Source organism: Chromobacterium sp., from assembly GCF_041912965.1.
Classification (GTDB): Bacteria; Pseudomonadota; Gammaproteobacteria; order Burkholderiales; family Chromobacteriaceae; genus Chromobacterium; species Chromobacterium aquaticum.
Genome location: NZ_JAYSGF010000008.1, coordinates 125,392 through 134,854 on the forward strand (window position 1 = coordinate 125,392; position 9,463 = coordinate 134,854).

A 9,463-nucleotide genomic window follows, 5' to 3' on the forward strand; every position below is an offset into this window, starting at 1 on the left:
GGGCTTTTTCATGCCCTCACAGCAGCATCGCGGCGATCCAGCCAAAGCCCAGCAAGGGCAGGTTGAAGTGCAGGAAGGTGGGCACCACCGTTCCCCACATATGATCATGCTGGCCATCGGCGTTCAGGCCGGCGGTCGGCCCCAGCGTGGAGTCGGATGCCGGCGAGCCGGCGTCGCCCAGCGCCGCGGCGGTGCCGACCAAGGAGACGATGGCCAGTTCGGAAAACCCGAAACCCAAGGCCAGCGGCACATAGATGGACGCGATGATGGGCACGGTGGAGAAGGACGAGCCTATCCCCATGGTGATCAACAGCCCCACCAGCAGCATCATGAAAGCGGCCAGCCCGCGATTGTCGCCGATCAGGTCCACCGAGGAGCGAACCAGCGACTGGACATCGCCGCTGGCGTTCATCACGCTGGCGAAGCCCGCGGCGGCGATCATGATGAAACCCACCTGGGCCATCAAGCGCATGCCCTGGGTGAAATGGCTGTCCAGTTCGGTCCAGCGCATCACTCCGGAACCGGAAATCAAGGCGAAGCCCACCAGGCCGCCGAACACCATGGAGCCGGTCCACAGCTGCGCCAGCAGGGACAGCAGCAAGGCCGCGCCAATCGATACCCGCTGCCATAGCCCCAGTTTGACGCTGCCGCGCTCGCCGCCAGCCACGGCGACGTCCTGGTAATGCCGCGGCCGCCGGTAACTGAACAGCAAGGCCAGCGCCAGGCCAAACACCATGCCCGACGCCGGAATCAGCATCGCCAGCGGCGCCGCGCTCAAGCCGACTTGAAAACCGCTGGCCGCGCCGGCCTTATTGATGTTGCCCACCAGGATATCGTTTAGGAAAATCGAGCCGAAGCCGATCGGCATCGTCATATACATCACGGTAATGGAGAAGGTGATGGCGCAGGCCACCGCGCGCCGGTCCAGTCGCAGCCGGTTCATCACCAGCAACAAGGGCGGCACCAGGATGGGAATGAAGGCGATATGCACCGGGATGACGGTGCCCGAGGCGAAGCCGGCCAGCACCAGACAGGCCAGCAAGCTCCACTTGACCACGCGCAGCATGCGCTCGGAGTGTCCTCCGTTCTGGATGTAGCCGACGATCCGGCCCGACAAGCCTTGCACGATGCCGGTGCGCGACAGCGCGATGGCGAAAGCGCCCAGGGTGGCATAGGCCAGCGCCACCGGCGCGCCGGCGCCCAAGCCGCCGTTGAACGCTCGCACCACCGCCTCTGGCGACATGCCTGCGTAAATGCCGCCAATGGCGGCGGAAAGAATCAGGGCCAGCACCACCGGCACCCGCGACAGGCTCAAGGCCATCATCACCAACACGGCTAAGACCACGGCATTCATGGGAATCTCCTCGTCGGCGCCCGTCAATGGCGGGCGCATCGATAGTCTGGCGTCCCGGCGTCGCCGGGCTCCTATCCCCGAACTCCACAGATCATTGCCTGCTGGTTCTTCATTCTGTTCCGCGCGTCAAACCCCGCGCGGATGCGAAAACACCAGCCGCCTCCGTGCAGAGGCGGCTGGCGATCTCGTGATTACAGCGACGGCAGCAGGCCGGCTTCGACAAAGCGGTTGTAGGAACCGCTGGCCACCAGCGCGGCGGCTTTCTCGATATCCGGCGCGAAGTAGCGGTCCTTGTCGTAGAAGCTCACCTGTTCGCGCAATTCGGCCTTGGCCGCTTCCAGCTTGGCCGAGGTCTTGTGCGGCGCGCGGAAGTCCACGCCCTGGCAGGCGGCCAGCAGTTCCACCGCCAGGATGCCGGCGGTGTTGCCAGCCATGTCGCGCAGACGGCGGCCGGCGAAAGTGGCCATCGACACATGGTCTTCCTGGTTGGCCGAGGTGGGCAGGCTGTCCACCGAGGCCGGATGCGCCAGCGATTTGTTTTCCGAAGCCAAGGCCGCGCCGGTGACCTGGGCGATCATGAAGCCGGAGTTGACCCCGCCGTTATTGACCAGGAAGGGCGGCAGCTTGGACAGATTGCTGTCGATCAGCAGCGCCATCCGGCGTTCGGACAGCGAACCGATTTCGGCCAGCGCCAGCGCCAGGTTGTCGGCGGCGAAGGCCACCGGCTCGGCGTGGAAGTTGCCGCCGGACAGGATGTCGTTGTCGGCGGCGAACACCAGCGGGTTGTCGGACACCGAGTTGGCTTCCACCACCAGCACCGCGGCGGCCTGGCGGATCTGGGTCAGGCAGGCGCCCATCACTTGCGGCTGGCAGCGCAGCGAATACGGGTCCTGCACCTTGCCGCAGTTTTCGTGCGAATGCTCGATCTCGCTATGCTCCAACAGGCTGCGGTAAACGCGGGCGGCGTCGATCTGGCCGGCGTGGCCGCGCACCGCGTGGATGCGCTCGTCGAACGGGGTGCGGCTGCCCAAGGCGGCCTCCACCGACAGCGCGCCGGCCACCGAGGCCGAGGCGTACAGGTCTTCCGCGGCGAACAGGCCTTCCAGCGCGAAGGCGGTGGACGCCTGGGTGCCGTTCAGCAAGGCCAGGCCTTCCTTGGGCGCCAGGGTGATGGGCTCCAGGCCGGCGGAACGCATCGCCACCGCGCCCGGCACGCGAGTACCGTTGACGAAGGCTTCGCCCTCGCCGATCAGCACCGCGCTCATATGCGACAGCGGCGCCAGATCGCCGGACGCGCCCACCGAGCCCTTCTGCGGAATCACCGGGTAGATGCGCTGATTGAACAAGGTGATCAGCGCCTCGATCACCAGCCGGCGGATGCCGGAAAAACCGCGCGCCAGCGAGTTGATCTTCAAGGCCATCACCAGGCGCACGGTGGACTCGTCCATAGGCGCGCCGATGCCGGCGGCGTGAGACAGCACGATGGAACGCTGCAGCAGCTCCAGCTCTTCCGGCGCGATGCGGGTATTGGCCAACAGGCCGAAACCGGTGTTGATGCCGTAGGCGGTGCGGCCTTCGGACAGCACCCGCGCCACGGTGGCGGCGGAGGCGTCGATGGCGGCGTGGCTGGACGGGTCCAGTTGCAGTTGCAGGCTGGTTTCACGTGAAACGCGGCGCAACTCGGCCAGGCTGAGCGTGCCGGGAACAATGTTCAATACCATCTGAATACTCTCCTTCATAAAGCGTTTGCAGCGCCGCTGGCCGCGGTGAGCGCTGGTCTTGTGTTATCGCGCCCTGCCGGCAAGCGGCTTGAGTATTCCGGCGAGCCCGCGCCCGCCGGACAAAAAACGTCGATGCGCGCCTTTAGGCGGCGTCGCGCTGAGCCTCCGCCTCCGCGCCGGGCGCCAGCACCCGGCTCCACAGGAAGTGGCCGGCCACCACCAGCGCCACCCAAGCGGCGCCAACCAGCAGCGCGGAGCGAGTGTCCTCGAAGTAGCCGAGCACGCCGATGACGAACAGCATGAAACCAATCGCCGCCAGCGGCGCGTAAGGCCAGAACGGCACCGGGAACTTCAATTCCGCGGCTTCCTCCTTGCTCATCTTGCGACGCATCGCCACCTGGGCCAGCAGAATCATCAGCCACACCCACACCGTGGCGAAGGTGGCGATGGACGCGATCAGCAGGAACACATCCTTGGGCATCAGGTAATTCAGCACCACGCCCACCAGCAGCGCGGCCGCCATCACCAGCACCGTCATCCACGGCACGCCGTTGGACGACAGCTTGGCGAAGCTCTGCGGCGCCTGACCCTGGCGCGCCATGCCATACAACATGCGTCCGGCGCCGAAGATGTCGCTGTTGATCGCCGAGATCGCCGCCGAGATCACCACCGCGTTCAGGATATGGGCGGCGGCGGGAATGCCCAGGCTCTCGAAGATTTGCACGAAGGGGCTGCCCTGGCTGCCGATCTGCGGCCACGGATAAATCGACATCAGCACCGTCAGCGTCAGCACGTAGAACAGCAGAATGCGCACCGGCACCGCGTTGATCGCGCGCGGAATGGTCTGCTGCGGATTCTGCGCCTCGCCGGCGGAGATGCCGATGATCTCGATGCCGCCGAAGGCGAACATCACCACCGCCAGCGAGGCGATCACCCCGCCCCAGCCATTGGGCATGAAGCCGCCGTGCGACCACAGATTGTGCAGGCCGCTGGCCTCGGCGCTGCCGAAGCCGAACAGGATGATGGCCACGCCGCCGAGTATCATCGCGACGATGGCGCCCACCTTGACGATGGACAGCCAGAACTCCATCTCGCCGAACACCTTGACGCTGCACAGATTCAAGGCGCCGATGAAGAAGATGATGCTCAGCACCCAGATCCAGCGGTCCACTTCCGGAAACCACAAGCTCATATAGATGCCGAAGGCGGTCACGTCGGCCAGGCAGACGATGATCATCTCGAAGGCATAGGTCCAGCCGGTGATCACCCCGGCCAAGGGTCCCAGATAGCTGGTGGCGTAATGGCCGAAGGAACCGGCCACCGGATTGTGCACCGCCATTTCGCCCAGCGCGCGCATCACCATGTAGACGGCGGCGCCGCCGATCAAATAGGCCAGCAATACCGCCGGACCGGCCATCTGTATCGCCGCCGCCGAACCGTAGAACAAGCCGGTGCCGATGGCCGACCCCAGCGCCATGAAACGGATGTGACGGGCGGACAGGCCGCGCGTCAGCGTTTGTGTTTGCATCTCTCTCTCCTCCTTGGCATGGCTGTGCTTGCCGGCCGGACGCGGATGCGCCCGCTACGCCGCCTCCCGCGGCCCGGCATGTTTCGCTGCGCAGTCAGTCAAGCGCCGGCAAACTGTAGGGCCAGCGGCGGCGGACCACAAGGCCGCGCAGCGCGAACGCGCGGCGGGCCATGACGAAACACGCGGACAACAGGCGCGGACGCGCCAGTGCGTCTCAGTGGACAGGCAAGGACAACATGACTGGTTTTTTTCCTTTGCAACACGCTTTACTGCTCCCGCCGCTTGTTTTGAATTCAGCTTGTTCGGTCGGGATGACGGCGTCCAGGCGGACTAGCGCCTAGACGCCGCAGCCCGCCGCCGGCGTGCGCGCGGCGGCGGTATGCCTTCTTCACTACATGTTCACGCTAAAACGAGGCAAGGCGTTGCGGCTGGCACCGCGGAATGTTCATAGCATTCCGCGGCGCAGCTCCCCGTATTACGACGCCTCACCACGCGCAGCTGATCGCACGCAGGTGCTCAGCGTTTCAGCATCGGCAGGTCCAGGCCCTGCTCTCTTGCGCAGTTCTCTGCGATCTCGTAGCCGGCGTCGGCGTGACGCATCACCCCGGTGCCCGGATCGTTGCGCAGCACGCGGCCCACGCGCTGGGCCGCGGCGTCGCTGCCGTCGCAGACGATGACCACGCCGGAGTGCTGGGAGAAGCCCATGCCCACGCCGCCGCCGTGATGCAGCGATACCCAGGTGGCGCCGCCGGCGGTGTTGAGCAAGGCGTTCAGCAGCGGCCAGTCGGACACGGCATCGGAGCCGTCCTTCATGCTCTCGGTCTCGCGGTTGGGCGAGGCCACCGAGCCGGAGTCCAGATGGTCGCGGCCGATCACGATGGGCGCTTTCAATTCGCCGTTCTTGACCATCTCGTTGAAGGCCAGGCCCAGGCGGGCGCGGTCTTTCAGGCCCACCCAGCAGATGCGCGCCGGCAGGCCCTGGAAGCTGATGCGCTCCTTGGCCATGTCCAGCCAGTTATGCAAGTGCGGATCGTCGGGGATCAGTTCCTTGACCTTCTGGTCGGTCTTGTAGATGTCTTCCGGATCGCCGGACAGCGCCACCCAGCGGAAGGGGCCGATGCCTTCGCAGAACAGCGGGCGCACATAGGCGGGCACGAAACCGGGGAAGTCGAAGGCATTGGCCACGCCCTCTTCCAACGCCATCTGGCGGATGTTGTTGCCGTAGTCCAGCGTGGCGGCGCCGCGCTCTTGCAAAGTCAGCATCGCGCGCACCTGCACCGCCATCGATTTCTTGGCGGCGGCGGTGATTTCGCCTGCGGAGGTCTTCTGCTTGGCGCGCCATTGCTCCACGGTCCAGCCCTGCGGCAGGTAGCCGTGCACCGGGTCGTGGGCCGAGGTCTGATCGGTGACCACATCCGGGGTGATGCCGCGCGCCACCAGTTCCGCGAACACGTCGGCGGCATTGCCCAGCAAGCCCACCGATACCGCCTTGCCGTTGTGCTTGGCCTCGTCGATGATGGCCAGCGCCTCGTCCAGGGTCTTGGCCTTGCGGTCCACATAGCGGGTTTTCAGGCGGAAATCGATGCGGGTTTCGTCGCATTCGACGGCGATCATGCTGAAGCCGGCCATGGTGGCGGCCAGCGGCTGGGCGCCGCCCATGCCGCCCAGGCCGCCGGTCAGAATCCAGCGGCCTTGCGGCTTGCCGTCGAAATGCTGGTTGGCGACGGCGAAGAAGGTTTCGTAAGTCCCCTGCACAATGCCTTGCGAGCCGATGTAGATCCAGGAGCCGGCCGTCATCTGGCCGTACATCATCAGGCCCTTCTTATCCAGCTCGTTGAAGTGCTCCCAGTTGGCCCAGTGCGGCACCAGATTGGAGTTGGCGATCAACACCCGCGGCGCATCGGCGTGGGTGTTGAACACGCCCACCGGCTTGCCGGACTGCACCAGCAGGGTTTCGTCGTCCTCCAGACGCTTGAGCACGTCCAGGATGGTGTCGTAGCACTGCCAGTCGCGGGCGGCGCGGCCGATGCCGCCGTACACCACCAGGCTTTGCGGATGCTCGGCCACTTCCGCGTCCAGATTGTTCTGGATCATGCGGTAGGCGGCCTCGGTCAGCCAGCTCTTGCAAGTCAATTCGCTGCCGCGCGGCGCGCGGATGTGGCGGGTCGGATCAAAACGCGGGTCGGACATCGGTATTCTCCTTTGTAAACCCGCCGCCGGTTGTGGCCCGGCGGGCGGGGAATGACGCTATCGCTACGAACGGGTTCAAGCCTGTTTCAGATGCCGGCCTATGCTCCATGCCAGCCGGGCGGCGGTCTTGGCGCCGTGGCTGTCGATGTCGAAGGCCGGGTTCAGTTCCACCAGGTCGGCGGCCGCCAATTTGCCGCTTTCGGCCAAGCGCCGGACCAGGGCCTCGACCACGGGCAGCGCCACCCCCATGGCGGCGGGGGCGGAAACCGCCGGCATCACGCTGGCGGGTAATACATCCAGGTCTATGGTCAGGTAGACGATGTCCACCTGATCGACGAAGGCCATCATCGCGCTGCGCACCGTGGACAGGGTGTCCAGCGTCATGTCGCTGTCCAGCGTCCATTTGACGCCGAGCGCGCGAGCGCGGGCGAACAGCGCCTGGGTATTGGACGGCTCGGCCACGCCCAGGCACAGGTAATGGAAGGGGCGGCCGGCCTGCGCGCAGTCGGCGGCGATTTGGGCGAACGGGGTACCAGAGGTGGCTTCGGCCGCTTCGCGGATATCGAAATGAGCATCGAAATTGACGATGCCTATCACCTTGTCCGGATGCGCGGCGGCCAGTCCGCGCCAGGTGCCGTAGGCGGTTTCGTGGCCGCCGCCCAGCACCAGCGGAAAGTGGCCGTCGACGCGCAGTTGGCGCACCCGCTCGCCCAAGCGGATATGGGCGGCGTCCAGGTCGCCGTCGGCGCAATCCACGTCACCGGCATCGCACAGCGGCAGCGGCTGGTGCCAAGCCAGATTGGCCAACGCCTTGCGGATCGCCGCCGGACCGGCGGCGGCGCCGACGCGGCCCTGGTTGCGGCGCACGCCCTCATCGCTGACAAAGCCGATGATGCCCACGCCCGGCTCCAGCCCGGCGGCGTAAGGCCGCGCCAGTTGGTGCCAGCGCCGCGCCAGATCGCCTTCGCCAGCGTCGACGCGGCCGCTCCAAACACTCATGTCCACGCTCATGCTTCAACAGCCTTTCATATGCTGCGCCACGCCGCGGAACACGCGCTGGCGCAAGGGATTGTCGCCGAGACCGTAAACGATCTCGGCCGGGGAATCGATGTCCCACAGCAGCAAGTCGGCGACCTGGCCGGCGGCCAGCCGGCCATGGCTGGCGCCGCGGCCCAAGGCCTGCGCCGCGTGGCGGGTGACGCCGGCCAGCGCCTCTTCCGGGGTCAGGCCGAACAGCACGCAGGCCTGGTTCATCGCCAGCCGGATCGACGCGAACGGGCTGGTGCCGGGATTGAGATCGGTGGACACCGCCATCGGCACGCCGGCGGCGCGCAACAGCTCCACCGGCGGCTTTTGGGTTTCGCGCAGGAAATAGAACGCGCCCGGCAGCAACACCGCCACGGTGCCGGCGGCCTTCAGCGCGGCCACGCCGGCGGCGTCCAGGTATTCGACATGATCGGCGGACCAGCCGCCGAACTCGGCCACCAGTTCGGCGCCGTGCAGATTGGACAGCTGCTCGACATGGCCCTTGATCTTGAGGCCGTGCGCGCGCGCCGCTTCGAACACGCGGCGAGTCTGCGCCGGCGAGAAGCCCACGCTTTCGCAGAAAGCGTCCACCGCCTCGGCCAGGCCCTCGCTCGCGGCGGCCGGCAGGATGACGTCGACGATGTAGTCGATATAGGCGTCGGGCCGGCCGGCGTATTCCGGCGGCAGCGCGTGGGCGGCCAGCAGGGTGGCGGACACTTCCACCGCCAGTTCATCCTGCAAGCGCCGCGCCGCGCGCAGCTGCTTGAGTTCGTCTTCCAGGCTCAGGCCGTAGCCGGACTTGATCTCCACCGTGGTCACGCCCTCGGCCATCAAGGCGCGCAAGCGTGGCTTGGCGGCGGCGGCCAGGCCGGCTTCGTCCAGCGCCCGGGTGGCGCGCACGGTGGAGACGATGCCGCCGCCCTCGGCGGCGATCTGCTGATAAGGCACGCCATTGAGGCGCTTTTCCCATTCGGCGGCGCGATTGCCGCCATAAACCAGATGGGTATGGCAGTCGATGAAGCCGGGCGTGATCCAGGCGCCCTTGGCGTCGATCACCACGCCGTCGAAGCTGGCGGGATCGATGTCGGCGGCCGGCAGCAGCGCGGAGATGCGGCCGGCTTCCAGCAATAGCGCATGGCCTTCCAGCGCGCCATACGGCGCCGGGCGGTTCGGGTCCATCGTCGCCAGCCTGGCATTGATCCACAGGCTGCGGCGATCCGCTTGGGCTTGGTTCATGGTTCGGCTCGATCAGGTTATTTGTATATACAATTAATCCTATACCGACAGCCTGTCAAGTTTGCAGCCGCGATTTTTGTAAACACGTAGAATGGCCTGAATAGGCTTATAGACCAGGCAGTTGATGTTGCAAAGCAACAAAAAAGCCGCCCTGTGGTGGCGGCTTGGATCGGAAAAATTCAGCGTCCATTTGTATATACATTGACGCGCAGAACATCGCGAGTCCGACTGCGCCGCAACATGGCTCCGGCGCTCAGCGCCAGGCCCAGAGCCTGGCCGGCAGCACAAACCGGACCCTGCGGCGGGAGCGCCGGAGTGCGCAAACGCCACACGGCGCAGCAGGCTTTGCACAGCTTCTTAGAACCTGTTTACGATCTTTTTGTAAGCGATAATGGGCTAGTGAAGAGA

Annotated in this window: 6 protein-coding genes; all 6 read right to left on the reverse strand. The window is 65.9% G+C overall.

Annotated elements, in window-relative coordinates; genetic code table 11:
- Positions 1-16 precede the first annotated feature (16 nt).
- Positions 17-1,354 (reverse strand): Na+/H+ antiporter family protein, encoded by a 1,338-nt coding sequence (locus ACE3QM_RS06525; protein WP_231461146.1) that lies wholly within the window; start codon positions 1,352-1,354, stop codon positions 17-19.
- 191 nt (positions 1,355-1,545) lie between these two features.
- The gene (gene hutH / locus ACE3QM_RS06530; protein ID WP_231461147.1) at positions 1,546-3,075 is read right to left on the reverse strand and encodes a histidine ammonia-lyase; all 1,530 of its coding nucleotides are present in this window, start codon (positions 3,073-3,075) and stop codon (positions 1,546-1,548) included.
- 142 nt (positions 3,076-3,217) lie between these two features.
- Positions 3,218-4,603 carry an amino acid permease gene (locus tag ACE3QM_RS06535; RefSeq protein ID WP_048408497.1) on the reverse strand — a complete coding sequence of 462 codons (1,386 nt, stop codon included), beginning with the start codon at positions 4,601-4,603 and terminating at the stop codon, positions 3,218-3,220.
- A 516-nt stretch (positions 4,604-5,119) separates the two neighbouring features.
- Complete coding sequence (gene hutU, locus ACE3QM_RS06540) at positions 5,120-6,793, reverse strand: urocanate hydratase (protein WP_374421044.1); 1,674 nt, start codon at positions 6,791-6,793, stop codon at positions 5,120-5,122.
- A gap of 75 nt (positions 6,794-6,868) precedes the next feature.
- On the reverse strand, positions 6,869-7,792 hold the full coding sequence (hutG, locus tag ACE3QM_RS06545) for a formimidoylglutamase (protein WP_374421046.1): 924 nt from the start codon (positions 7,790-7,792) through the stop codon (positions 6,869-6,871).
- Positions 7,793-7,807: 15 nt separating this feature from the next.
- The gene (gene hutI / locus ACE3QM_RS06550; RefSeq protein WP_374421048.1) at positions 7,808-9,055 is read right to left on the reverse strand and encodes an imidazolonepropionase; all 1,248 of its coding nucleotides are present in this window, start codon (positions 9,053-9,055) and stop codon (positions 7,808-7,810) included.
- Between the last annotated feature and the right edge of the window lie 408 nt (positions 9,056-9,463).